Raw genomic sequence first — 23603 nt, 5'->3', positions numbered from 1 at the left:
ACGAAGGAGCTACGCCAGGCGTGTCCCCGTGGGCGCCCCCGGCGTTTCCCCTGGTGTCCTCCTGGCAAGGGTTCCCCGCGGCGAACGCCGTGCACGGGAGCGGGAACCGGCCGGGACGGCCCGATCGTGCTGTGACCACAGGATGGAGTGAGGACCGCGATGGCAGCGAAGATCCTGATCGTGACCGGTGACGCGGCGGAGTCACTGGAGGTGCTGTACCCGTACCAGCGACTGCGCGAGGAGGGGTACGAGGTCCACATCGCCGCCCCGACCCGCAAGAAGCTCCAGTTCGTGGTGCACGACTTCGAGCCCGGCTTCGACACGTACACCGAGAAGCCCGGCTACACCTGGCCGGCGGACCTCGCGTTCGCCGAGGTGGACCCGGGCGAGTACCTGGCGCTGGTGATCCCAGGCGGCCGGGCGCCCGAGTACCTGCGCGGCGACGGCGAGCTGCGCAAGATCCTCAAGGCGTTCTTCGACGCGGACAAGCCGGTCGCCCAGATCTGCCACGGTCCGCTGCTCACCGCGGCGATCGGCTCGCTGCGGGGGCGCCGGGTCACTGCGTATCCGGCGCTGGAGCCTGACATGGCGGTCAACGGGGCGGAGTTCCAGGATGCGGAGGCCGTGGTGGACGGGGTTCTCGTGTCCTCCCGGGCGTGGCCGGACCACCCGGCGTGGATGCGAGAGTTCCTGAGGGTCCTCAGGAACGTCCAGTAGCCCTTACCCCTGCGGGTGCGATGCTCCGTGCGGGTGCGTCGTGGTTGCCCGCGCAGTTCCCCGCGCCCCTAGGGTGCGCTGTCGCCTGCGGGTGCGTCGTGGTTGTTCGCGCAGTTCCCCGCGCCCCTAAGGTGCGCTCCCCTGCGGGTGCGCTGTCGCCTGCGGGTGCGTTGTTGCGTGTGGGTGCGATGTTCTGGGCGGGTGGTGTGGGTGTTGCCGCAGGTGCAGGCCGGTGTGGGATGCCCCGATCAGGGGCGCGGGGAACTGCGCAACACTCACAGCGGACCCGCGCAGGACAGCGCACCGCCAGGTGAACTCACCCGAAAGGGGCGCGGGGAACTGCGCGAATCAGCAGCGCACCCCGCAGAACAGCGCACCCGCGCACAAGCGCACCGACAGGGGCGCGGGGAACTGCGCGGGCAACCACGACGCACCCGCAGCGAACGACGCACCGCGAAGCGCACCCGCACGGGCCATCGCACCCAACCGCAAACGTGCCTACAGCATGCGCTCAGCCACCGCCACCGCCTCGGCAAGCGAATCCACCACCGGCACCCCCATCGCCTCCAGACTCCCCCGACTATGCGCACCGCCGGTGTAGAGCACCGCCTCAGCCCCCGCCGCCCGCGCAGCCACCGCATCGTCCGCCGCGTCCCCGATCACGACCACCCGGGACGCCGGCACCTCCCCGAGCGCCGCCAGGTGCCGCGCCATCGCCTCGGACTTGGACACGCCGGACGGTCCCACCCTGCCGTCGACCCGGGTGAACCAGGCGTCGATCCCGAAGCCCCGCACCAGCGGAACCAGCTCCGCGTGCCCGTACATGCTGAGCAGCGACTGGCTGCGCCCGGCGGCCCGCCACCCGGACAGCAGTTCCTCGGCCCCCTCGGTCAGCGCACAGCCGGCCAGCTGCCCGGCGTAGTGACGCTGGAACGCCCCGTCCATGGCGAGCCACTCGCTCGGCGTGGGCACGCGTCCCATCAGGCGCTCGTAGAAACGGGGGATCGGCACGCAGTACAGCTCCCGGTACTGCTGCACGGTGATCGGGCCAAGACCGAACTGGGCGAACGCGGCGTTGCTCGCCGCCACCACGGCCTCGATGTCGTGGAACAGCGTGCCGTTCCAATCCCAGACGATGTGCGCTGACTGCTTCCCCATGCCGGCCAACCTACCGGCCGCCACTGACACCCGCGGGTGCGGGCGAGGTCGAGCGGCTGCCCCTACGGACGTCAGCCCTCGACCAGGCCGGGGATCTCCTGCGTCGCGTACCAGAGCAGCTCGTGGTCCTCGGCCCCGTCGACCACGAACCGCGCGTCGTCGTCGCCCAGGTCCGCCGCACCGAGGGCGGACGCCGCCGCGGACACGTCCGCACGGGCCTCGTCGGAGTCGACGTGCACGGCGGCGGCCTTCGCCAGCGCGACGGGCCGCGCGATCCGCACCTCGCCCAGCGCCCCCGGGTCGAGCCCGCGGTCGGGGTCGGCCACGGCGGCCTGGTCGGGCACGTCCAGCGCGACGACGACCCGTCGCCGCGGGCACCCCGGGTCGACGGCGAGCAGCCGCAGGGAGGCCGCGGCGGCCCGGTTCAGCGCCGCGTACTCCAGCTCCTCGATGTCGTCGGAGACGTACCACTCGCGCAGCGCGGGGGTGACGGCGTACGCGGTGAGCGGTCCGGGTCCCAGTTCCCCCGCGGCGTGCGCCTCGGCGAGTCCGGGGAGGGTCAGGGGGACGTACACGCGCATGACGGGCCGCTTTCTGGGGCGGGGCTCCCTCGGAGGGCTCCCGGAAGGCTGATCCACGGGGGACCGGTTGACCCAGGATACGTGTGGACGTCCCCGATCGGACCGGCCGCCGCCCCGCCCCGTCGCCGTCGCGCCGTCGGCCCGGACGCCGACCCCCCGCCCCCGCCAGGGCAGCGGCACCCCCCGTCACCCTGATAGGTGAATTCCGTCGTCCCGGGGCCCGCGTCCCGCGCTCGTTGCGCTCCCGGCCCGGCCGCGGACAAGATCCACGGCCACGAGCTACTGTCGAGTAGCCCCCGTGGGGGCCGACGATCGGGGTTCCACCGTGCACAAGGTCATGACCCGGGCGGCGCACCACCCACCGACGGAACCCCGCCCCACCGGCACCGCCCGCCCCACGCCCCGCAACCGCTCCCGGCCACCGGGACGCCGGGACGCCCGCCGCCCGACCACCGAACCGCCCCCGGGCACGGACGCCGCGCTGCCCCGCCCCACCGACCTCTTCGCCGACCGGCTCCTGGCCGTCCTCACCGGCCGCCGCCCGATCCACTCGATGCTCCGGCACACCGCCGGGCCCGCCTACGACGAACTCGCCCGGCTCGCCGAACACGGCGCCCTGCGCGAGACCGGTCCCGCCCCGGTCATCCGCGACGTCGGCTACTGCGTGCCCCGCCCCGGAGCCGTCGAGGCGTTCGCCCGGATCGCCACCGGGGAACGGCTCAGCGCCATGGCGTTCCGGCTGGAACGCTCACCCGACCGACGCTGGCGCTGCACCGCCGTCGACCTCGGACCCCGATGACCCCGCACACACTGCACGTACCGCAGGCACCGGACGCACCGCACGGGCTCCGCACGCACGACGGGCCGGCCCCCACCAGGGGCCGGCCCGTCACCGCGCCCCCGCCGCAGCGGGAGCGCTCCACACGCCTACTTCTTGCGGCGGCGCCCACCGCGCTGCTGCTTGCGGCGCTCCGCCCGCGTCAGACCGTCGGACTCCGAACGGACCTGGTCCTCGTCACCCGTGCGGAAGTCACCCTCCACGACACCGCCCTCACCGTCGACGGTCGGCGCCGAGAAGTGCAGCCGGTCCGGCCGCTGCGGAGCGTCCAGCCCCTTGGCGCGGATCTCCGGGCGGCCCCCGGCCGGCACCGCGTCCCGCTTCTCCAACGAGGGCCCCGCGTCCTGCACCGGAACCTCCTCGACCTGCTGCTCCACCTGGACCTCCAGGTTGAACAGGTAGCCGACGGACTCCTCCTTGATGCCGTCCATCATGGCCGTGAACATGTCGAAGCCCTCGCGCTGGTACTCGACCAGGGGGTCCTTCTGCGCCATCGCGCGCAGACCGATGCCCTCCTGGAGGTAGTCCATCTCGTAGAGGTGCTCACGCCACTTGCGGTCGAGGACCGACAGCACGACCCGTCGCTCCAGCTCCCGCATGATCTCCGAACCGAGCTGCTCCTCCCGCGCCCTGTACTGGGCGAGGACGTCGTCCTTGATGGACTCGGAGATGAACTCGGCGGTCAGCCCGGCGCGGTCGCCCGCCGTGTCCTCCAGCTCCTCCACGGTGACCTTCACCGGGTACAGCTGCTTGAAGGCGCCCCACAGCCGGTCGAGGTCCCAGTCCTCGGCGAAGCCCTCGGCGGTCTCCGCCGCGATGTACGCGTCGATCGTGTCGTCCATGAAGTGCTGGATCTGCTCCTGCAGGTCCTCGCCCTCCAGGACGCGGCGGCGCTCGCCGTAGATGACCTCGCGCTGCCGGTTGAGGACCTCGTCGTACTTGAGGACGTTCTTGCGCGTCTCGAAGTTCTGCGTCTCGACCTGCGACTGGGCCGACGCGATCGCGCGCGTGACCATCTTGTTCTCGATGGGCACGTCGTCCGGGACGTTCGCCATCGCCATCACGCGCTCGACCATCTGCGCCTTGAACAGCCGCATCAGGTCATCGCCGAGGGAGAGGTAGAAACGCGACTCGCCCGGGTCGCCCTGACGGCCGCTACGACCGCGCAGCTGGTTGTCGATGCGGCGCGACTCATGGCGCTCGGTGCCCAGCACGTAGAGCCCGCCGAGGTCCTTGACCTCCTCGAACTCCTCCTTCACCGCCTGCTCCGCACGCTTCAGGGCGGCCGGCAGCGCAGCCGCCCACTCCTCCACGTGCTCCACCGGGTCCAGACCGTGTTGGCGCAGCTCCGCCTCGGCGAGGTCGTCCGGGTTGCCGCCGAGCTTGATGTCCGTACCGCGGCCGGCCATGTTCGTGGCGACCGTGACGGCACCCCTGCGGCCCGCCTGGGCGACGATCGTCGCCTCCCGGTCGTGCTGCTTGGCGTTCAGCACCTCGTGCTGCACGCCCCGCTTGGAGAGCTGCTGCGACAGGTACTCGGACTTCTCCACGGAGGTCGTGCCGACGAGGATCGGCTGACCCTTCTCGTGCTTCTCCGCGATGTCGTCCACCACGGCCGCGAACTTCGCGACCTCCGTGCGGTAGATCAGGTCCGACTGGTCCATGCGGACCATCGGCTTGTTCGTGGGGATCGGAACGACACCCAGCTTGTAGATCTGGTGGAACTCGGCGGCCTCGGTCATCGCCGTACCGGTCATGCCGGACAACTTGCCGTAGAGGCGGAAGAAGTTCTGGAGGGTGATCGTGGCGAGGGTCTGGTTCTCGTCCTTGATGTCCACCCCCTCCTTCGCCTCGATCGCCTGGTGCATGCCCTCGTTGTAACGGCGGCCCGCGAGGATACGACCCGTGTGCTCGTCGACGATCATGACCTCGCCGTCGATGACGACGTAGTCCTTGTCCTTCTTGAACAGTTCCTTCGCCTTGATGGCGTTGTTCAGGTAGCCGACGAGCGGGGTGTTCACCGACTCGTAGAGGTTGTCGATGCCGAGCCAGTCCTCGACCTTCGCCACACCGGGCTCGTGGATCGCGACCGTGCGCTTCTTCTCGTCGACCTCGTAGTCGCCGGTCTCCTCGATGCCCTTCAGCGTGTTGCCCGGCTCACCGCGCTTGAGGCGCTTCACCAGCTTCGCGAAGTCGCTGTACCACTTGGTCGCCTGGTCGGCGGGGCCCGAAATGATCAGCGGGGTGCGCGCCTCGTCGACGAGGATCGAGTCGACCTCGTCGACCACGGCGAAGTTGTGGCCGCGCTGCACCAGCTCGTCCTGCGACCACGCCATGTTGTCGCGCAGGTAGTCGAAGCCGAACTCGTTGTTCGTGCCGTACGTGATGTCGCACTGGTACTGCTCGCGGCGCTGCGACGGCGTCATGTTCGCCAGGATGCAGCCCACGGACAGACCCAGGAACTTGTGGACGCGGCCCATCATCTCCGAGTCGCGCTCGGCCAGGTAGTCGTTCACCGTGATCAGGTGCACGCCCTTGCCGGACAGCGCGTTCAGGTACGTGGGCAGCGTGCCTACCAGGGTCTTGCCCTCACCGGTCTTCATCTCGGCGACGTAACCGAGGTGCAAGGCGGCGCCGCCCATGAGCTGGACGTCGTAGTGCCGCTGGCCCAGGACGCGCTTGGCCGCCTCACGCACCGTGGCGAACGCCTCGGGAAGCAGGTCGTCCAGCGACTCGCCTTCCTGGTACCGCTCCTTGTACTCGTCAGTGAGGGCCCGCAGCTCGGCGTCGGAGAGGGCGACGAAGTCCTCTTCGATGGAGTTGACCTGGTCCGCGATGCGGTGCAGCTTGCGCAGGATCTTGCCTTCGCCTGCACGCATGATCTTCTGGAGGACGGACACGGGGGTAGATCTCCTTGCCGGTCGGGCCTGGCACGGTCGGATTCCGTTGAGCAACGGCCATCGTATGCGAGGACCGCACCGCATCGGGAGGTCCGTCTCCACGACAGCCACCAGGACAACGGAGCAGCGGCGCGGAAGGTGCCGCGCCCCGGCACGAATTGTGATCGGATGCTCACATCCGCCCCGACAAATCACCTGGCACCGGCCACCCGCGCCTGGGCATCATCAGGTGATGGAACCCGTCACCCTGACCACCGAACGCCTCCTGCTGCGCCCGTTCGCCCCCGCCGACACGGACGAGACCTTCGCCGCCTGCCAGGACCCCGACATCCAGCGGTGGACCACCGTCCCGTCGCCCTACGCCCCCGAGGACGCCGCCGTCTTCGTCCAGCGCATCGCGCCGGGCGCCTGGCAGGACGGCACGGCGTACGACTTCGCCGTCCGGCTGCGCACCGAGGACGGCGAGGGCCCGCTGGTCGGCGCCGCCGGCCTGCACCACCCGCAGGGCGACCACTGGGAGATCGGCTACTGGACGGCCGCCGAACACCGCGGCCGGGGCTACACCGCGGAAGCCGTGCTCGCCCTCGCCCGGTGGAGCTTCCGGGAACTCGGGTGCGCCCGCCTGGAATGGCGCGCCGAGGTCGGCAACACGGCGTCACGGGCCGTCGCGGAGCGCGCCGGGTTCACCGTGGAGGGCACCCTGCGGGCGGCCCTGCTGAACAAGGGCGTCGCGCGGGACTGCTGGGTGGGCTCGCTGCTCCCCCACGACCTGGGGCTGCCGAGCCGCCACGTCTACCTCCCGGCGCGGTCGGCCGCGGACGTGACCCCAGCGGCCTGACGTGTCCTGCGGCCTGACGTGACCTGCGGCGTGAACCGGGACGGGCCGGCCGACCCGGGTGTGCTGCGCCGGGATGGGCGGCCGGGGTGGCCGGCCGGGGTGCACAACTGCCGTGCGGTCGGGGCCGATGCCCGCACCGGGCCGCCCCCACTGTCAGCAGCGCCGTCTATCGTTCGACGTATGACCGCCCTGCCGCGTCCCGCCGCCGAACTCTCCGCCGACGAGGCCCGCCGCATCGCCCTGCGCGCCCAAGGGTTCCTCGGCGCCCCCGACCGACGGGCGGGCGTCCGGGGCGTGCTGCGCCACCTCGGCGCCGTCCAACTCGACACCATCTCGGTCCTGGCCCGCTCCCACGAACTCGTGCCGTACGCGCGCCTGGGCGCCGTGGGCCGTCCGGTGGTCGACCGCGCGTACTGGACGCCCGGGGCCGACGGCGCGCCCCACGCGTTCGAGTACTGGTCGCACGCCGCGTGCATCCTCCCCATCGAGGAGTGGCCGCACTTCGCGTTCCGCCGCCGCGCCTTCCGCGACCGCCCGCAGTGGTTCCACGACCTCCCGGACGGCGCCTACGAGCAGGTCGTCAAACAGCTCCGCACCGAGGGCCCCCTCACGGCGACGGAACTGGGCGGCGCGAAGAACGGCGGGGAGTGGTGGGACTGGTCGGCCTCCAAGGTCGCCGTGGAACGCGCCCTGATGAACGGCGAGGTGGTGTGCACCGAACGACGCGGCTGGAAGCGCGTCTACGACCTCGCCGAACGCGCCGTCCCGAGCAGCCTGCTGCACGACGGGCTGGACGACCGCGAGTGCCTGCGCCGGCTGGTCCGGCTCGCCGGGCAGTCCCTGGGCGTCGGCACCCGCACCGACATCGCCGACTACCACCGGCTCAAGGGCGAGCAGGTCGACTCGGTGCTCGCCGACTCCGGACTCGTCCCGGTGACGGTCGCCGGCTGGGACCGCCCCGCCTGGGCCGACCCGGCCGCGCTGGAGACCTCCCCCCGCGGACGCCACCGCACGACGCTGCTGTCCCCGTTCGACTCGCTGATCTGGGAACGCGCCCGGACGGAACGGATCTTCGGCTTCACCCACCGCCTCGAGGCGTACGTACCGAAGCCCAAGCGGGTCCACGGCTACTTCGCGATGCCGTTGCTCTCCGGTGGACGGCTCCTCGGCCGGGTCGACCCGGCTCGTGACGGGCGCACCCTCGTCGCCAAGCAGGTGTCCCTGGACACCCCCAAGGCCGTCGCGCCCATGGCGCAGGCCCTGCGGGAGGCCGCGGAGTGGGTCGGTTGCGAGGACGTGCGCGTGGAGCGCGTCGACCGGCCGGAGTTGGCCGCGGCGCTGACGGCCGCGCTGCGCTGACCCCACCGCCGTACGGGGCGGGGCCCGGGGCGCCGGACGAGGACGTACGGAGCCCGGGCGCCGTACGGGAACGGGGCTTCGACGGGCCGCCTGACGGGGACGGCGGGCCGCCCGGCGCGCTAGCGGATCTCCAGGATCTTCTCGCGCATGGCGTAGACCACGGCCTCCATCCGGGAGTGGAGCTGGAGCTTCTCCAGGATGTTGCGCACGTGGTTCTTCACCGTGTTCTCGCTGATGAAGAGCTCCTTGGCGATGTCCCGGTTGTTCATGCCGGTGGCCACCAGCTTCAGGACCTCCAACTCGCGGTCGGTGAGTCGGGGCGCGGGCACCAACCTGCGCTCGTCCGTGCGCTGGATCATCGACTTGAACTCGGTGAGCAGCTTGGAGGCCATCGAAGGACTGATCTGCGACTGGCCGTCGGCCACCGCGCGGATCGCCGTCGCCACCTCGTCCGTGGAGATCTCCTTGAGCAGGTAGCCCGTCGCCCCGGCCTTGATCGCGTCGTAGAGGTCGGCCTCCTCGTCGCTGATCGTCAACATGATGATCTTCGCGCTGGGGGCCACCTCCTTGATGGAGGTGCACGCCTCGATGCCGCCCCGCTTGGGCATCCGCACGTCCATCAGCACGATGTCCGGCAGCAGGTCGGCAGCCTTGTCCACCGCCTCGGCCCCGTCGCCCGCCTCGCCGACGACCTGGATGTCCTCCTCGGCGTGCAGCACGATCTCCAGCCCTCTGCGGAACAGCGCGTGGTCGTCGACCACCAGCACCCGGATGGGCTCCTTGCGGGTGCCATCGGCCGGGCCCATGCCGACGACGCCGTGGGCGTCCTCGTCGCGCATCGGTCCGAAGCTGTCCGCCATCGTTCCTCCCCCTGAAGGCCATCGGCCCCGCTGGGCGCCGCCCGACTGGTGCGCCGCCAACCCGGGGCGGCAGCAACCCGGTTGACGTAGCAGACATGATTTCATGCCCGGACGGCCTTGCGGCGACAGTGACGTCCGACGACCCGTAGCACGGGGGTGCCCCCGGGGGCGCACAGGCTCCCCGGGGGCACGCCTTCGGGTCGTGGTGGCCGGTGTCAGCCGCCGAGCGCGCCGCCCGCGCCCGCCGATTCGATGTGCGTGACCATCGTGTCCGTCGAGAGGTGGATGACACCGTAGTCGTAGGCGTGCCGTCGGTAAACGACACTGGGCTCCTTCGTCTCGGAATCGACGAAGAGATAGAAGTCGTGCCCGACCAGCTCCATCTCGTAGAGCGCCTGGTCGAGGCTCATCGGGGCCGCCACATGGGTCTTCTCGCGGACGACGAGGGGGCCGTCGCCCTTGACCTCCAGCGACCCGATCTTCCGGACGGGCACCCCGCCGCCGTCGGGCTCCTCGTCCCGGGCGATGGTGCCGTCCCCGTTGAGATGCGCGGCGTCGGGGACCACGTCGGCGACCTCGGCCGCGGGGATGCGGCCGTTGCCGCGGCGGGTGCGCCGCTTGTCGTGCTGCTTGCGCAGCCTCGCCTCGAGCTTGTCCGTCGCCAGGTCGAGTGCCGCGTACGGGTCGCTGGCCGCCGCCTCCGCCCGGATCACCGGGCCGCGGGTGCGGAGCGTGATCTCCACCCGGTCGGACCGATCGGCCTGCCGGGGGTTGGGCTCCTTGGACACCTCGACGTCGAGGCTGATCACCTTGCCGTCGAGCTTCTGGATCTTCTCCAGCTTCAGCTTCTCGGCCACGTGCTTCCGGAACCGCTCGGGCACCTCGGTCTTGCGGCCCTTGACGACGATGTCCACGCAGAACTCCGTTCCCGGATGGCCCCACCCACTCGGCGGGGCGTCTCCCTCTTGCACCAGGCCCCGGTGATTCCCGAGGCCACGGACTCGGTGACCTTCACCTCCTCCTCCCCCGAGGACAAGATCTCCACCCACCGCCCCTGGATGATTCTGAAAAACCACAGAACCCCAGGACACAGACACGGCATTCCGATATACGAGGTCCGGCGTCTGCCTTTCCCTCACAACCGAACATATCTCGCTCGGACGGATGGCGTCACCCTCTCTGCCGTCACACCTCCGTTCCTGCGAATTGAACCTGTCACTACCTGCAACGAAGCACCTTCCCGGTCAGTTCCGATTCATTTCGAAAGAATCCGGAGGGGCGGCCACGACGACGGCAGTCAAGTCTTTTACCCCGCCCACGCCCGATAATGCACGAGCAGCTTCCGTCAATGACGCGCCGGTCGTCATCACATCGTCCACGATCACCACTCGCCCACTTTCCGAGAACAATGCGTCACCTCCCGTGACCACGTAGAGGGCACCGTCCAGGTTCGCCCGGCGCTCCCGCGTGCTGAGGCCCACCTGGTCCACCACGCCGCGCCGTTGCCGCAGCACGGGCACCACCTGCGCGACCCGTCCGGCCCGCCGCAGCGACCCGGCCGCCGCCAAAGCGATGCGGCGCGTCGGATCGTGTCCCCGGGCGCGGGTCGCGGCTCGTGAGGAGGGTACGGGGACCAGGTGGATCGTCCGGGGGGCTCCCCCCACCCCCTCCCCTCCCCCCACCGCCCCCGCCAGCGCCTCGCCCAACGGCCTCGCCAGGCCGAGGGCGCCTCGCTCCTTGTGCGCGAGCACCAGCTCGCGCACCGGCCCCTCGTACGGCGCCGCCGCGTGCACCACCGGCAGCCCGAACGGCTCGGGCCGTGGACGCACCCGCTGCGGTGTCCCTCCGGTCAGCCGGACCCGGCACCGTGCGCACAGTGCCGTTCGGGGGGTACCGCAGCCGCCGCACCCGGTCGGCAGTACCAAGTCGGTGAAGTCCTGCCAGCAGCGCCGCATGACTCCACTGTGCCAAGGGTGGGGGGAGTCGGCCACCCCTGTGGACAAGGGCCTGTGGATAACTCGACCTGACTGCTCTGACCAGCGGATACGTACAGTGGTCCGAAGGTGCGATCCGCATCGGCGGGCAACGGTGTCCTCGCGCCGCCGCCCCACCGGGAGGGGCCGCGCGGGCGCCGCTCCTCGGTGCTCCCGCCCTCCTGCGCACCGGATCACCCGATCGGGTCGCCCGGGGACGGGACGCCCGGGACCGCCGCGCGACGGACACCGCCCGGGCGATCACGCCACCCGGGCCGTCGGGCCGTCACGCGCACCCGGCCGGCCGGGTGCACCGGACACGGACCGGCCTCGGGGGCGGTGGGGCGGGGCGGGGGGTCACCCCGGGTATACGGGCGAGCTCCCGGTCTTCAGCACCGTGCGCCAGGGCTCCCCGGGGGGCAGCCGCACGATCCCGTCGTCGGAGTGGGCGACCAGCGGCAGCCGGTCGTCGTCGCTCGCGGCGATCTCCTGGATGCCGGTGAGCCCGGGCAGCGCCCCGCTCGCCGGAGTGGAACCGTCCGTGTGCACGTACCGGATCTGCTGCACACCGCCGCTTTCCCGGCCGACCACGACCAGTCGGCTGCCGCCCGCCCAGGACATGGCCGTGACCTCCTCCAACTGGGGTGCCACCGCCCGCGGTTCCAGCACGGCGACCTCGGGGACCCCGGGCTCGCCGCCCTCGGTGCTCCCGTCGCCGCGGCCCGCCGCCGCACCGTCGTACCGGTCCCGCTCGACCCGGCCGATCCGTAGCGTCCGTTGGCCGTTCTGCTCCACGAGCAGCGCGATGCGCACCCCGTCGGCGGCGACGCGCACCGCTTCGATCCGGCTGCCCTCCATGCCCGGTATCCGGACGGTGACCGGCGCCCCCGCGCCCTGGTGCAGCAGGTAGAGCCGCGGGTTGCGCGGGTCCTTGTCGGCGACCCACAGGTCACCGCGGCCGTCCCAACTCGGGGTGGTGAAACCGTCCTTCTCCTCCTTGGCCCTGCTGCGCAGCACGGGTTCGCCGAGCGAGGCCGCGGCGGCGAGCGCCCCGACGTAGAGCTTGCGGCCGTCCAGGGAGACCCCGGCGGCCCGCTCCTCGTCACGCGAGACGGCCACCGTGCTGAGCGACTGTTGTTCGGTGCCGAGCGGTCCGGGTACGGGTTCGGGGTCGGCGCCGGTGCTGACGCCCGGGAGGCGGACCAGCCGCTTCTTGGCGTCGAGGAAGTACTGGTAGTCGGGGCGACCGGCGGTGCGGTGCGGGGCGACGGTCTCTGCGCGGTCCGCGGTGAGGCGGCACAGCGGCGAACCGTCGGAGCGCTGGATCTCCACCTCTTCGATGCCGTTCGCGGCCCAGTCCTGGAGGGTGAAGATCAGTTGGGCGGCCATCTTGGTGCACTGCGGCTGTCCGACCCCGTTCGCGGCGGGTTCCAGCGGCACCTTGAGCGTGTTGTGACTGTCGGGTGCCAGCGACTTGGTGCCGCTCTTGAGGCGCACGCGGCTCGGGAACTCCGAGCGGACGACCGGCGCCAGCCACTGGGTGGGCCCGTCCAGCAGCAGCCGTACGGTCTGGGTGACCGGGTCCACGCGCTGGCGGACGTACACCGGGTCGGCGACGAGGCGTTCCTGCCCCTGTCCCGGGGAGCCGTCGTCGGCGAAGTAGTACTTGTTGACGGGCCGGTAGATGCGCAGGAAGTCGGACTCGCCGAGGACGACGCCGCGGGGCGGCCGGTCGATGCGCCACTGGTTCCCGGAAGCGCTGTCCTTGGTCAGGTGGACGGGCTGGCTGTACGTGCCGTCGGCGGGGCGGTACGCCTGCTGGGCGTCGACGGTGGCGACCCGGGTGCCGGTGAGCGTGTAGACCTGGGTGCCTTTGTTGCCCGGGCGTTCGGGCGTGGTGTGGGGGCCGTCGGCGAGCACCGACGTCGCACTCTCGGGGCGCCACTCCTCGGACGCTTCCTTGGTGAGGTACTTGCGGGCCATTTCGAACTGCGGGTCGTCGCTGGTCAGGGACTCCAGGAAGCCCTGGACGATCTCCGCGGCCTCGGCGTTGTCGCGGGGCGGCATCGCGAAGACCCTGACCTGCGACTCGGGCATTTGGGAGGCGTCGACTCCGCGCAGGTCGCCGTTGTCGGGCATGGAGGCGCACCCCGCGAGCAGGGCGCCGCAGCAGGCCAGCACGGTGCCGCGCCACCGGATCCGGGCCCCGCGTGCGCCGCGACCTCGCCGTGGTCCGGGCTCAGCCACGGGCCCCCTCCCCGTTCGCCGTGTTGTCCGTGCTCACCGCACCGGTCGCACTGGTCGCACCGGCTGCGTTGTTCGTGTCGTCTGCGTTGTTCGTGTCGGCCAGCGCCGTGCCGGCCGTTGCTCCGCCGTGCGCCGTTCGTGCGCCCCCGCCCCCGGGTGCGGGCCCGTTCCGGGAGGCTCCGCCCTGGGACGCTCCGCCCCTGGGGGTCTCGTTCCGAACGGTCTCGTTCGGGACGGTGTCGCCGCGTGGCGGGTCCGTCGGGCGGGGGACGACCCGGGCGCCGTTGCTGGGGAGGGCCGCCGGGTCCACGGCCGGGCCGCAGCGCGGCGGCGGGGACGGCATGCCCGATATCCCGGAGACGCCGGATATCCCGGAGACCCCGGGCCGTTCGGCGCCGGTGCCCGTTGTGGTGGCGCCCTGCGCCGGTACGGTCGTCAGCCTGCCCGCGGTCGACCTGCCGCCGGTCGGGCCGCCCCCGGTCGTCGCCGCTGCGGGCGGTCCCGCCTCCCGGTTGCGTCGTGAGTCCTCGGGTTCCAGCGGTATCGGGGAGCCGCGCAGCGACTCGTCGGCGGTGCGGGGCAGGGTCAACCGGAACTGGGAGCCGCCGCCCGGCTCGCCCCACGCCTGGAGCCAGCCGCCGTGCAGCCGTGCGTCCTCCAGGGCGATCGACAGGCCGAGGCCGGTTCCGCCGGTGGTGCGCGCACGGGCCGGGTCGGCACGCCAGAAGCGGCTGAAGACGCGGGTGGCCTCGCCGGGCTTGAGTCCGACGCCGTAGTCGCGCACGGCGACGGCGACCGCGCCGCCCGCGGCGGCGAGCCGGACCACGACGTCGCGGCCCTCGCCGTGTTCGACGGCGTTGACGACGAGGTTGCGCAGGACCCGCTCGACGCGTCGGGCGTCGGCCTCCGCGACGACGGGCTGCTGGTCGCCGACGACCCGTACCCGGGTGCCCTTGCGCTCGGCCAGGGGTTCGGCGCCGCCGACGACCCGGCGGACGACCTCGCGCAGGTCTATCGGCTCGGCCTCCAGGGCCGCGGCGCCCGCGTCGAACCGGCTGATCTCCAGCAGGTCGGCGAGCAGCGCCTCGAACCGGTCGAGCTGATCGGCGAGCAGTTCCGCGGAGCGCGCCGTGACGGGGTCGAAGTCCTCGCGGGCCTCGTGGATGACGTCGGCGGCCATCCGCACGGTGGTGAGGGGGGTGCGCAGTTCGTGGGAGACGTCGGACACGAACCGGCGCTGCATGCGGGAGAGCTCTTCCAGCTGCTGGATCTTGAGCTGGAGGTTCTGCGCCATCTTGTTGAACGCTTCGCCGAGGCGGGCGATGTCGTCCTCGCCGGTGACCTTCATGCGTTCCTGGAGGTGCCCGGCGGAGAGCCGTTCGGCGATGCCCGCGGCCATGCGGACGGGGGTGACGACCTGCCGCACGACGAGCCAGGCGATGGCGCCGAGGAGGACGACGACGAAGAGCCCGGCAGTGGCGAGGGTGCCCTTGACCAGGCTGAGGGACTTCTCCTCCTGGGTCAGCGGGAAGAGGTAGTACAGCTCGTAGCGGTCGGTCTGCGGACTGCTGAGCTGCTTGCCGATGGCGAGGCCCGGCTGGGAGGGGCGGCCGTCGTTGTAGACGATGCGGGTGTAGCTCTGCGAGGCGCCGGTGTGGTTGTCGACGCGTTCGCGCAGGGTCGCGGGGACGCTGGCGGCCGCGTCGACGTTGCCGGAGCCGCGGGGGGCGCGGGCGCTGCCGGTTCCCGTGCCGGTGCCCGTGCCGCCGTCGTCGAGCGGCGAGAGGGTCACGACGTTGAAGGCGCCCTGTCCGCTGCTGGACAGCTGTTGAACGAGGTCGTTGAGCCAGATCGCGGCGTTCTGCCCGGGCGACCCGTCCGGGGCGCCGCCCTCGGGGGTGGCCTCGCCGGCGGACCTGGCGCGGGACTCGGCGTCCTGGAACCCGCCGGAGGCCTGGCTCTGGGAGGCCGTGACCTTGGCGTCGAGGAGGCCGTTGCGGACCTGGCCGATGACGACGAAGCCGAGCAGCAGCACGACGCCGAGGGACATCAGCAGGGTCGTCACGACGACCTTGAGTTGGATGTTGCGGCGCCACAGCCGCAGCGCGGGCAGCAGTGGGCGGCGCACCCAGCGGGCGAAGAGCCTCAGGACGGGGCTGCCCTGGACGCCGCCCTGGAGCAAGAGTCCGCTGTCGAGGAGCTGCCGGAGCCGGGCGCGCGGGGTGTTCCGGGCGACAGGCCGGGCGGCCCCGGCACCCGGAACACCGGGTGCCGGGGCCGAGACGGTGCTGTCGTCCCTGGGCATGTCAGCTGGGTCCGGCCTTGTAGCCGACGCCGCGCACGGTCACCACGATCTCGGGGCGCTCGGGGTCCTGCTCGACCTTGGAGCGCAACCGCTGCACGTGGACGTTGACGAGCCGGGTGTCCGCGGCGTGCCGGTAGCCCCAGACCTGCTCCAGCAGGACCTCGCGGGTGAACACCTGCCACGGCTTGCGGGCGAGCGCGACCAGCAGGTCGAACTCCAGCGGGGTCAGGGCGATGGACTGGCCGTCCCGCTTCACCGAGTGACCGGCGACGTCGATGACGAGGTCCCCGATGGCCAGCTGTTCCGGTGCGGGTTCTTCCGAGCGCCGCAGTCGGGCCCGGATGCGGGCGACGAGCTCCTTCGGCTTGAAGGGCTTGATGATGTAGTCGTCGGCCCCGGACTCCAGGCCCACGACGACGTCGACCGTGTCGCTCTTTGCTGTGAGCATGACGATCGGTACTCCGGATTCCGCCCTGATCAGACGGCACACCTCGATGCCGTCGCGGCCGGGCAGCATCAGATCGAGGAGCACCAGATCCGGCTTGGCCTCCCGGAAGGCGGCCAGCGCCTTGTCGCCGTCTGCGACGAACGACGGTTCAAAACCTTCACCACGCAGCACGATGCCGAGCATCTCGGCCAGTGCTGTGTCGTCGTCGACGACAAGGACTCGTCCCTTCATAAACGACATCATCCCATTAGCTCATCGTTACCTGGCGTGACCTGACACACAGACCGGCGCGTGCCGGTGCTGTGACGGTGGGCGACGAGGCGCCCACCTGTGCGGTGACCGGCCGGAAGGCCGGTCACCGACTCTCCACGGCGGGCGGACCGTGGCGGGACCACGGGCCCCGGACCGCAGTCCTGGCACCCCGTCGTCCGTCGTTCGTTCGCGGTTCACCCCCGCCGTCCGGTGCGGCGCCCGGATCTCGGGCACCGTACGGGACGGACGGCTGCTCCCGCTCCGGGAACGGCCCCGTACGGCGTGCCGGGGCGGCTCCTGGTGGTGCGGGGGGCACCGCTCGGGGCACGGCGCCCACGGGCACCGTACGAACGCCGTGAGCGGATAGCTCCCCACCGCGTCCGTCACCGAACCGTCGGCCGGACGGCCTCCTCGCGCCGCCGCGGACGTCCCCGTTCCGCGGCCCGTGCCGATCGGCCATCCGCCCAGTCCGTCCCTTCCCCGTCCGACAGTGAAGGTCTACCGGTCACGGGGCGTCCGGTCCACCCGGTCCGCCCGGCAGCCCGTCGTGGCACGATGGCTGCTTCACCGCCCCCGCACCCGCGGACCGCGACGAACAAGGAGCGACGATGAACGACACTCCGGGCTGGGCCTCGCCCGGATCCGCCTCCTCCGACGGCGACGACCGCGGCGCCGGGCGCCCCGGCGTGCCCGCGGACGGTCCGACGGACGCAGCGGGTCCTGCCTCGAAGTGGTCGAAGGAGCAGCCGCCCGCCGGCGACTGGTCCGCTCCGGACGCCGGCCAGGCCGGCCCGGCCCCGTCCCCGCCGCCACAGGGTCAGCAGCCCGGCGGCGCCCCCGGCTGGGGCGGTCAGGGTCCGGCGGGCCCAGGCTGGGGCGGCCCCGGACCGGGCGGCCCAGGCTGGGGAGCACCGGGCCAGCCGGGCCCCGGTTGGGGCTGGCAGGGGCGCCCGCACTTCGCGAAGCCCGGGGTGATCCCGCTGCGCCCGCTCGGCGTCGGCGAACTCCTCGACGGCACCGTCTCCACCATGCGCACCTACTGGCGCACGGTCCTCGGCATCGCGCTGACCGTCTCCGTGGTCACCCAGGTCGTGGCCGTCCTGGCTCAGGGTTACCTCCTCAACGAGATAGACACGACCGCCCTGGACGACTCCAGCGCCTCCATCGAGGAGGTCGGCGAGGCCCTGGTGGGCGTCTTCGCCAGCCTGGGCGCGATACTCGTGATCACCCTGCTCGGCACGATCTTCGCCACCGCCCTGCTGACGATGGTCACCAGCCGCGCGGTGCTCGGCAAGCCGGTGTCCACCGCCGAAGCGTGGGCGGACGCCCGGCCCCAGCTGCCCCGCCTCTTCGGGCTGACGCTGCTGCTGCTGGTGATCCCCGTCAGCATCGTCGGCATCGGGGTGACCCCCGGCATCCTCGTCTCCGTCAACGGCGGCAACGGAGTGCTGCTCGCCGTCCTCGGCGGTCTCGCCGCGCTCGTCGTCGCCATCTGGATGATGATCCGCCTGTCGCTCGCCTCGCCCGCCCTCATGTTGGAGAAGCAGAGCCTCGGCAAGTCGATGGGCCGCTCCTTGAAGCTGGTGCAGGGCGCCTGGTGGCGCATCTTCGGCATCACCCTCCTCGCGGGCGTCCTCGCGAACATCCTCGCCTCGATCATCGCCATCCCGTTCACCGTCATCGCCGCGATCGTCGACGGCGGCGGCGCGTCCGGGCTCCTCAACACCACCGGCGGCAGCTGGACGTTCCTCATCATCAGCGGAGTCGGCGCGGTCGTCGCGTCCACGTTGACGTTCCCCGTCACCGCCGGCATCACCGTGCTCCTCTACATCGACCAGCGCATCCGCCGCGAGGGCCTCGACCTGGAACTGGCCCGCGCGGCGGGCGTACCCGACCAGGGCACCGCCACCGGCGGCCCGGCCCCGGGGCACTGACGCCCGTGGGCGCGACGGGGGGAACGCTCACCACCACGCCACCGGTGGGCGCACGGCGGGGCCTGCTCGCCGGCGACGACGCACCACCGCTGACGACCCCGCGCGACCCCGCGCGGGAGGCCGCCGAGGACGAACTGTCCAGGCCCGTCTACCAGGAACACGCCCCGAGCCTGTTCCAGCGGGCCCTGGACGCGTTCCTCGACTGGGTCGAGGACCTGTTCGGCGCCGCTTCCGGGGTCGCCCCCGGCGGCGCCGCCGGACTGGTCGTCCTGCTGCTCTTCGTCGTCGCGCTCGTCGCCGCCCTGTGGTGGCGCCTGGGCTCCCCCACCCGTACGCCCGTCACCTCGGCGCCCCTCTTCGGCGAGGTGCCGCGCAGCGCCGCCGAACACCGGGCCGCCGCCGAGGCCCACGCCGCCCGGGGCGACTGGAACCCGGCCCTCCAGGAACGGATGCGCGCCGTGGTCCGGTCCCTGGAGGAACGGGCCCTCCTCGACGCCCGGCCCGGTCGCACCGCCGACGAGGCCGCCGCCGAAGCGGGCCGCCCGCTGCCCGGCCACGCCGACCGGCTACGGGACGCCGCCCGCTCCTTCGACGACGTGACGTACGGCGGACGCACCACCGACGGCGCCGGGTACGCACGGCTCGCGGAACTCGACACCGAACTCCAGCGCACCCGACCCGTCCTCGCGGACGCGGCCACCGCCGGCCACCCCGGCGGCCCCGACGCCGACCGGACCCGAGGGGGCGCCGCATGACCCGGACCACGCCCCCGACCACCCCGCCTGGTCCGTCCACTTCGGCCTCCCTGACCGCCCGCCAGGTGTGGACAGGCTCCCGCGGACTGTTGATCGGCCTGGCGGTCCTCCTCGTCGCCGCCGTCACCATCGCCCTGGTGCGCTCCGGCGCCCAACGCGGACAGCTCGACCCGCGCTCCGCCGAACCCCTCGGCAGCCTCGCCGTCGCCGAACTCCTCGCCGACCGGGGCGTCGACACCCGGGTCGTCACCACCACCGACGAGGCCGTCGCCGCCACCGGCCCCGACACCACCCTGCTGATCGCCGGCCCCGACCTGCTCGGCGAAGCCCAGCAACAGCGCCTGCGCACCGCCACCGAACGCTCCGGCGGACTCACCGTCCTGGTCGCCCCCGGCCCCTCCGCCAGCGCCCTCGCACCCGGCGTCACCGTCGACCTCTCCCCCAGCATCGACCGGACCCTCGACCCGGACTGCGCACTGCCCGCCGCCGCTCGCGCGGGCAACGCCGACACCGGCGGCCACCGCTACCGCGTCACCGCCCCCGACGCCCGCACCTGCTACCCGAGCGACGGCCTGCCCACCCTGGTCAGCCTCCCGAGCACCGCACCGGACGACCGGACGACGCACCCCCCCAACGGCACCGACGGCAGCAACGGGACGACCGGCGAGCGCAGCGGGGACACCGTCGTCATCGGCGCCCCCGACCTCCTCCACAACGAGCGGCTCGACGAACACGGCAACGCCTCCCTCGCCCTGCAACTCCTCGGCTCCCGACCCCATCTGGTCTGGTACCTCCCCACGCTCTCCGACGACGCCCTCGGGGCCGGCGACCGCAGCTTCACCGAGCTCGTCCCGTCCGGCTGGCGCTGGGCCACCCTCCAACTGGGCATCGCCATGGCCCTCGTCGCCCTGTGGCGGGCACGCCGACTCGGCCCTCTCGTCCCCGAACGCCTCCCCGTCGCGATCCGGGCCTCCGAAACCACCGAAGGCCGCGCCCGCCTCTACCGCAAGGCCAACGCCCGCGACCGCGCCTCGGCCGCCCTCCGATCCGCCACCCGCAGCCGCCTCGCCCCCCTCCTCGGCGTCCCGCCCGCCCTCGCGCACACCCCCGAATCCCTGCTCCCCGCGCTGTCCGCCCGGACCGACCGCACCGGACCGACCGCACCCGACCTGCACACCCTGCTCTTCGGGCCGCCCCCGGGCGACGACGCGGCCCTCCTCACCCTCGCCGACCAACTCGACGCCCTCGAAAGAGAGGTACGCACTTCATGATGGACCCGACCACTGACAACGCCGGTACCACCGGAGATCCCCGCGACGCCCGCGCCTCCCTGGAGGCCCTGCGCACCGAGATCGCCAAGGCCGTGGTCGGTCAGGACTCCGCCGTCACCGGCCTGGTCGTCGCCCTCCTGTGCCGCGGCCACGTCCTCCTCGAAGGCGTCCCCGGCGTCGCCAAGACGCTCCTCGTCCGGGCCCTCGCCGCATCCCTGGAACTCGACACCAAACGCGTCCAGTTCACCCCCGACCTGATGCCGAGCGACATCACCGGCTCCCTCGTCTACGACGCCCGCAGCACCGAGTTCTCCTTCCAGCCCGGCCCCGTCTTCACGAACCTCCTCCTCGCCGACGAGATCAACCGCACCCCGCCGAAGACCCAGTCGGCCCTCCTCGAAGCCATGGAGGAACGCCAGGTCACCGTCGACGGCACCCCGCGCCCCCTCCCGGACCCGTTCCTCGTCGCAGCGACCCAGAACCCCGTGGAGTACGAGGGAACCTACCCCCTGCCCGAGGCCCAACTGGACCGCTTCCTGCTGAAACTGACGGTCCCGCTGCCCGAACGGCAGGACGAGATCGACGTCCTGCGCCGCCACGCCGCCGGCTTCAACCCGCGCGACCTGCACGCCGCCGGCGTACGCCCCGTTACCGACGCCGCCGCGCTGGAAACCGCCCGCGACGCCGTCGCCAAGACCTCCGTCTCCCCGGAGATCGCGGCCTACGTCGTCGACATCTGCCGCGCCACCCGCGACTCGCCGTCCCTGACCCTCGGGGCCTCCCCCCGCGGCGCCACGGCCCTCCTGTCGACGGCCCGCGCCTGGGCCTGGCTCACCGGCCGCGACTACGTCACCCCCGACGACGTGAAGGCCCTGGCCCTGCCCACCCTGCGGCACCGGGTGCAGTTGCGTCCCGAAGCGGAGATGGAGGGCGTGACCGCGGACTCCGTCATCACCTCGATCCTCGCCCACGTCCCCGTACCCCGCTGAACCGAGGACCCATGGCCTTCACCGGACGCGCCGCCCTGCTGGCGGCCATCGGCACCCTGCCCGTCGGCCTCTGGGACCCGAGCTGGACGGGCGTCCTCGCCGTCAACACCCCACTGGCGCTCGCCTGCGCCTGCGACTTCGCGCTCGCCGCCCCCGTGCGCCGTCTGGGGCTGACGCGCTCCGGGGACACCTCCGTACGCCTCGGCGACCCCGCGGAAGTCACCCTGACCGTCACCAACCCCGGCGGACGCCCGCTGCGCGCCCGACTCCGCGACGCCTGGCCCCCGAGCACCTGGCGACCGGGCACCGAAACCGACGCGTCCCGGCACCGGCTCACCGTGCCGCCCGGCGAACGCCGCCGCGTCACCACCCGGTTGCTCCCCACCCGCCGCGGCGACCGCCGGGCCGACCGCGTCACCATCCGCTCGTACGGCCCCCTGGGCCTGTTCACCCGTCAGGGCTCCCACGAGGTGCCCTGGACCGTACGGGTGCTGCCGCCGTTCCACAGCCGCAAGCACCTGCCGTCCAAACTGGCCCGACTCCGCGAACTGGACGGCCGCACCAGCGTGCTGACCCGCGGTGAGGGCACCGAGTTCGACAGCCTCCGCGAGTACGTCCCCGGTGACGACACCCGCTCCATCGACTGGCGGGCGACCGCCCGGCACTCCTCCGTCGCGGTCCGCACCTGGCGTCCCGAACGCGACCGCCACATCCTGCTGGTCCTCGACACCGGACGCACCTCGGCGGGCCGGGTGGGCGACGCCCCCCGCCTGGACGCCTCCATGGACGCGGCGCTGCTCCTCGCCGCCCTCGCGTCCCGCGCGGGTGACCGCGTCGACCTGCTCGCCCACGACCGCCGGGTACGCGCCCTCGTCCAGGGCAAGACCGGGGGAAAGCTCCTGCCCGCCCTGGTGAACGCCATGGCCACCCTGGAGCCGGAACTCGTCGAGACGGACGCACGGAGTCTGACCGCGACCGCGTTGCGCTGCGCACCGCGACGCTCGCTGATCGTGCTGCTGACGGGTCTGGACGCGGCACCGATCGAGGAGGGCCTGCTCCCGCTCCTCCCCCAACTCACCCGACGCCACACCGTGGTGCTGGCCGCGGTGGCGGACCCGCACATCGCTGCCATGGCCGGGGCCCGCGGAACGGTGGACGCGGTCTACCAGGCGGCGGCAGCGGCGCAGGCCCAGGAGGAACGGCGGCGGACGGCCGAACGTCTGGGCCGCCATGGTGTGACCGTCGTCGACGCGACCCCCGACACCCTGGCCCCCGCGCTGGCGGACGCCTATCTGGCCCTGAAGGCAGCAGGCCGCCTCTGAGTTCGGGGGCCGCTCAGTCCAGGCAGAACTCGTTGCCCTCGACGTCCTGCATCACGATGCACGAATCGGTGCCGTCGTACAGGAGTCGCACGCGCACCGCACCGAGCGGGAGCAGTCGTGCGCACTCGGCTTCGAGCGCGGCGAGGCGTTCCTCGCCCACCAGCCCGGTGCCGACCCGCACATCGAGGTGCACCCGGTTCTTCACGACCTTGCCCTCGGGAACACGCTGGAAGAAGAGCCGCGGACCCGCACCCGAGGGATCGCTACAGGCGAACCACTCCCCCTGATCCTCGGGAAACTGGGAACGGTTGAAGTCGCCCCACGTGGCGAACCCCGTCGGCGGCACTACGACGTACCCCAACACCTCGCACCAGAAGCGGGCGACCCGCTCGGGTTGCGCACAGTCGAAGGTGACCTGGAACTGTTTGATGGCTGACACAGGCCGCACCCTAACAGGGGCCCTTCAGCGAGATCCGGAAAGGTCCGGAACGCAAAAAAGAGCTGTGGGCCCCGGAGGAATAACCCTCCAGAGCCCACAGCTCTCTTATTCAAAATTTGTTCGGCGGCGTCCTACTCTCCCACAGGGTCCCCCCTGCAGTACCATCGGCGCTGTGAGGCTTAGCTTCCGGGTTCGGAATGTAACCGGGCGTTTCCCTCACGCTATAACCACCGAAACACTACGAAACACACACCGCACACACCCCAATCACCCAAACACTTGGGGATCGAAGGGTGTGTTGGATGTTCGTGGTTTCAGAACCAACACAGTGGACGCGAGCAACTGAGGACAAGCCCTCGGCCTATTAGTACCAGTCAACTCCACCGGTCACCCGGCTTCCATATCTGGCCTATCAAC

19 protein-coding genes and 1 rRNA gene are annotated in these 23603 nt (G+C 72.2%); 9 read left to right on the top strand and 11 right to left on the bottom strand.

What is annotated here, in order from left to right; translation table 11 throughout:
* The first annotated feature begins 159 nt into the window (after positions 1 to 159).
* Positions 160 to 717, top strand: coding sequence for a DJ-1/PfpI family protein (locus ACFV88_RS06755; RefSeq protein ID WP_385486799.1), 558 nt, complete (start codon positions 160 to 162; stop codon positions 715 to 717).
* A gap of 498 nt (positions 718 to 1215) precedes the next feature.
* Here ACFV88_RS06755 and ACFV88_RS06750 read toward each other — a convergent pair whose 3' ends face one another.
* Together ACFV88_RS06750 and ACFV88_RS06745 are read right to left on the bottom strand one after the other, a co-directional pair.
* Positions 1216 to 1875, bottom strand: a complete 660-nt coding sequence (locus ACFV88_RS06750) for an HAD family hydrolase (protein WP_385486797.1) — start codon at positions 1873 to 1875, stop codon at positions 1216 to 1218.
* Between the two features lie 71 nt (positions 1876 to 1946).
* Positions 1947 to 2456, bottom strand: a complete 510-nt coding sequence (locus ACFV88_RS06745; protein ID WP_385486795.1) for a DUF6912 family protein — start codon at positions 2454 to 2456, stop codon at positions 1947 to 1949.
* 298 nt (positions 2457 to 2754) lie between these two features.
* On the opposite strand from ACFV88_RS06745, the gene ACFV88_RS06740 reads away from it, so the two are divergent.
* On the top strand, positions 2755 to 3255 hold the full coding sequence (locus ACFV88_RS06740; protein ID WP_385486793.1) for an Rv3235 family protein: 501 nt from the start codon (positions 2755 to 2757) through the stop codon (positions 3253 to 3255).
* A 128-nt stretch (positions 3256 to 3383) separates the two neighbouring features.
* On the opposite strand, the gene secA is transcribed toward ACFV88_RS06740, so the two are convergent.
* Positions 3384 to 6194 carry a preprotein translocase subunit SecA gene (gene secA / locus ACFV88_RS06735; protein WP_385486791.1) on the bottom strand — a complete coding sequence of 937 codons (2811 nt, stop codon included), beginning with the start codon at positions 6192 to 6194 and terminating at the stop codon, positions 3384 to 3386.
* Between the two features lie 232 nt (positions 6195 to 6426).
* Here secA and ACFV88_RS06730 point away from each other — a divergent pair, with 232 nt between their 5' ends.
* Both ACFV88_RS06730 and ACFV88_RS06725 read left to right on the top strand, forming a co-directional pair.
* Complete coding sequence (locus ACFV88_RS06730; protein WP_385486789.1) at positions 6427 to 7032, top strand: GNAT family N-acetyltransferase; 606 nt, start codon at positions 6427 to 6429, stop codon at positions 7030 to 7032.
* A 180-nt stretch (positions 7033 to 7212) separates the two neighbouring features.
* Positions 7213 to 8391 (top strand): winged helix-turn-helix domain-containing protein, encoded by a 1179-nt coding sequence (locus ACFV88_RS06725; RefSeq protein WP_385486787.1) that lies wholly within the window; start codon positions 7213 to 7215, stop codon positions 8389 to 8391.
* 119 nt (positions 8392 to 8510) lie between these two features.
* Here the strand turns inward: ACFV88_RS06725 and ACFV88_RS06720 are convergent, their stop codons facing one another.
* From ACFV88_RS06720 to mtrA, 6 genes are all read right to left on the bottom strand, one after another.
* Positions 8511 to 9251: a response regulator gene (locus tag ACFV88_RS06720; RefSeq protein ID WP_385486785.1), complete on the bottom strand. Its 741-nt coding sequence runs from the start codon at positions 9249 to 9251 to the stop codon at positions 8511 to 8513.
* A gap of 215 nt (positions 9252 to 9466) precedes the next feature.
* Complete coding sequence (gene hpf, locus ACFV88_RS06715) at positions 9467 to 10165, bottom strand: ribosome hibernation-promoting factor, HPF/YfiA family (RefSeq protein ID WP_385486783.1); 699 nt, start codon at positions 10163 to 10165, stop codon at positions 9467 to 9469.
* A gap of 330 nt (positions 10166 to 10495) precedes the next feature.
* Positions 10496 to 11206: a ComF family protein gene (locus ACFV88_RS06710; RefSeq protein ID WP_385486781.1), complete on the bottom strand. Its 711-nt coding sequence runs from the start codon at positions 11204 to 11206 to the stop codon at positions 10496 to 10498.
* A 375-nt stretch (positions 11207 to 11581) separates the two neighbouring features.
* Positions 11582 to 13363 (bottom strand): LpqB family beta-propeller domain-containing protein, encoded by a 1782-nt coding sequence (locus ACFV88_RS06705; RefSeq protein ID WP_385486779.1) that lies wholly within the window; start codon positions 13361 to 13363, stop codon positions 11582 to 11584.
* 100 nt (positions 13364 to 13463) lie between these two features.
* Positions 13464 to 15776 carry an MtrAB system histidine kinase MtrB gene (gene mtrB / locus ACFV88_RS06700; RefSeq protein WP_385486777.1) on the bottom strand — a complete coding sequence of 771 codons (2313 nt, stop codon included), beginning with the start codon at positions 15774 to 15776 and terminating at the stop codon, positions 13464 to 13466.
* A 1-nt stretch (position 15777) separates the two neighbouring features.
* Positions 15778 to 16467 (bottom strand): two-component system response regulator MtrA, encoded by a 690-nt coding sequence (gene mtrA, locus ACFV88_RS06695; RefSeq protein ID WP_385486775.1) that lies wholly within the window; start codon positions 16465 to 16467, stop codon positions 15778 to 15780.
* Positions 16468 to 17084: 617 nt separating this feature from the next.
* Here mtrA and ACFV88_RS06690 point away from each other — a divergent pair.
* From ACFV88_RS06690 to ACFV88_RS06670, 5 genes are read left to right on the top strand one after another with little or no spacing between them, the layout of a single operon-like run.
* Positions 17085 to 18410, top strand: a complete 1326-nt coding sequence (locus ACFV88_RS06690) for a hypothetical protein (RefSeq protein WP_385486773.1) — start codon at positions 17085 to 17087, stop codon at positions 18408 to 18410.
* Positions 18411 to 18415: 5 nt separating this feature from the next.
* Positions 18416 to 19165 (top strand): DUF4129 domain-containing protein, encoded by a 750-nt coding sequence (locus tag ACFV88_RS06685; RefSeq protein WP_385486771.1) that lies wholly within the window; start codon positions 18416 to 18418, stop codon positions 19163 to 19165.
* The gene (locus tag ACFV88_RS06680; RefSeq protein WP_385486769.1) at positions 19162 to 20436 is read left to right on the top strand and encodes a DUF4350 domain-containing protein; all 1275 of its coding nucleotides are present in this window, start codon (positions 19162 to 19164) and stop codon (positions 20434 to 20436) included. The genes ACFV88_RS06685 and ACFV88_RS06680 overlap by 4 nt, the downstream gene beginning before the upstream one ends.
* The gene (locus ACFV88_RS06675) at positions 20436 to 21425 is read left to right on the top strand and encodes an AAA family ATPase (protein WP_385486767.1); all 990 of its coding nucleotides are present in this window, start codon (positions 20436 to 20438) and stop codon (positions 21423 to 21425) included. Before ACFV88_RS06680 ends, ACFV88_RS06675 begins: the two co-directional genes overlap by 1 nt.
* Before the next feature lie 11 nt (positions 21426 to 21436).
* Positions 21437 to 22747, top strand: coding sequence for a DUF58 domain-containing protein (locus tag ACFV88_RS06670; RefSeq protein WP_385486765.1), 1311 nt, complete (start codon positions 21437 to 21439; stop codon positions 22745 to 22747).
* A 13-nt stretch (positions 22748 to 22760) separates the two neighbouring features.
* Here the strand turns inward: ACFV88_RS06670 and ACFV88_RS06665 are convergent, their stop codons facing one another.
* Together ACFV88_RS06665 and rrf are read right to left on the bottom strand one after the other, a co-directional pair.
* A complete protein-coding gene (locus ACFV88_RS06665; protein WP_385486763.1) occupies positions 22761 to 23186 on the bottom strand; it encodes a VOC family protein in 426 nt (141 codons plus the stop codon).
* 118 nt (positions 23187 to 23304) lie between these two features.
* Positions 23305 to 23421, bottom strand: a 5S ribosomal RNA gene (gene rrf, locus ACFV88_RS06660).
* Between the last annotated feature and the right edge of the window lie 182 nt (positions 23422 to 23603).

This window comes from Streptomyces sp. NPDC059816 (genome assembly GCF_042732055.1).
Taxonomy (GTDB): domain Bacteria; phylum Actinomycetota; class Actinomycetes; order Streptomycetales; family Streptomycetaceae; genus Streptomyces.
Note: the sequence above shows the minus strand (reverse complement) of the source record. Positions and strands in the feature narration are given on the sequence as shown.